Annotated in this window: 1 protein-coding gene; it reads right to left on the bottom strand. The window is 26.5% G+C overall.

Translation table 11 applies throughout. The features are described from left to right. Positions 1-1,876 (bottom strand): hypothetical protein (locus NL43_RS08055; RefSeq protein WP_143741346.1); only part of this gene is annotated, 1,876 nt, incomplete at its 3' end. Between the last annotated feature and the right edge of the window lie 361 nt (positions 1,877-2,237).

Genomic DNA, 2,237 nt, shown 5'->3' with positions numbered 1-2,237 from the left:
TAACATCTGCATTAGGAATTGTTTTATTAGTTACACTATCAACCACACTTATATTAAGTGTAGTGTTTCCAATAGTGTTATTAGTAATAACAACATTTAATGTTGAGTTTCTTCCATAGATTGTTACATCATTAAGAAGAGTACTACTACCAGTGTATTGATCATTTCCATTATAACTTACATTTAGTGTGTAATCACCAGTTTTGGTAATATTAGTAACAATAATAGCATTACCATCGACGATAGAACCATTACCTACAATGTTTCCATTATTATCTTTGATAGTTATATCACCACTGCTAACCATATTACCAGTTACAGCATCAGTTACAACTACATTAACAGTTACATTACCTGCAGTATTGTTAACTACATTAGCTTTGGTTATACTATCACATTTATTAATATTTCCATTTATTAATACATTACTTGGATTGTATATTCCATCTATTCCATTGTATACTATTTTATAAGAACTTGTTTCAGCAGTATTTGGTGTGAATTGAATTGTATTTGTCTGTGATAAATCAATTGATGCTATTGTTATATCATTTTGTATTAATGAAACTGTTCCTTCAGTTACTGGTTTATTTTCTATATCTGTTACTGTTACTGTTGTGGATGTACTGCTACCTATAGTTCCTGTAATATCAGTTGCTGTTATTGATGTTGGACGTTCAAGTACTGTGATTGTTCCTTGACCTGTTGATGAATGATAAACTATTGTACCATTAGATAATGTTAATCCATTATAGTCACTTGTTATTATTATTGTTCCAGCACGTGATGTGTCTACATTTATTGTTATAGAACCATCATATCCAGTTGTAACTTTTTGAGATGCATTATTACCTACTTTGTATGTTATATTTGCATAAGGTACATTCAAACCAGCAACATCCGTTGTAACAACCATAGTTACTTGTGCACTATTTCCAGCATAAACTGTTACATTATCAATGAGAGTAGTTGTATAATATGATGCAACTCCTCCTTCGATATTTGTATTTGGTTTACTTATAATATCAGATAAATCAGTGATTAAATTAGGTGTTCCAGATGATGATATGTAGTATACATTTGTAAGATATAAATGTTGATTATTCTGTTGACTGATTAATTCATCTGCAGCTACACCATTATTATTTACAAAGGATACTGCTGTTGCATTTAAGTATGTATGTGTATGTGAATATATTACTGAACTACCTGTTATAGTATTATTTTCAAATAATACATTAGTTAAATTCATTGCAGCATTTCGACCTTGTAAGTGTATAATTTGAGTTGCATGATTATTTATGAATTGTGTACTTGTAATATTCATACGAGTACTACCACTTTCAATATCTATTACTACACCAACCATATTAGTTATAATAGTATCATGAATTTGATTACCTGTTCCTGATATTTGGAGAAAATTAGTATTTCCATTACCAGTGATTGAATATCCATTTCCATATAATACAAAGTTTCCATTAATTGTTTTTGAAGAAGTCCATGTAATATTTTGTGTTAAATAATATGTTCCTGAACCAGTTATATCATTTTCACTACTCACAGGAGTTCCCTCAGTTATATGAACTTGACTAGTTTTTATGGATTTTGTAGTATAATTTAAACTATTTGTGTTTTTATTATTTGTATTTGAAACTTTATTTTCCAGATTCTGATTATTTATCTTTCCATCCATATTATTATCATTACTTTGTATTTCACTTACACTATCCATGGATTGTGTATTTTCTTGTGTTATATCTTTAGTTTGTATTGTATTTGTTGTGTTGATATTTGTCGTATCAGCAGCTGAAATTACACTACAACTTATTAAAGTAATAACCAATAGGAGAAAACATATAGTTTTATTATTCAATAGAATATCTCCCATTTCAAAAAAATTTGAATTTCATTTTTTTTTAAACTATATTCTTCAGAATAATATTTCTTAAAATTTAAAGTATGAATTAACAAATATTATACTGAAGCAGTCATATTATAATAAATGAAAAATTATTTTAAAAAATATTGAATATAATTTTAATTTAAATAATGTGATTTCTCTGAAAATAAGAAATTTGTTTAAATCTTATTTTCATAAAATTGTATGTATTAAAAATAGTTTTTATAATAAATCGCTGATTAAATAAAGATTCTATATACCATGTACTCTATGGAATAATATTTTGAAAAAAAATCATGATATTTACATTACATATTTATTTGATTAAGAACAT

The sequence above is a fragment of the Methanosphaera sp. WGK6 genome (assembly GCF_001729965.1).
Lineage (GTDB): Archaea > Methanobacteriota > Methanobacteria > Methanobacteriales > Methanobacteriaceae > Methanosphaera.
The sequence above is the reverse complement of the archived record's forward strand: the minus strand, read 5'-3'. Positions and strand labels throughout refer to the sequence as shown.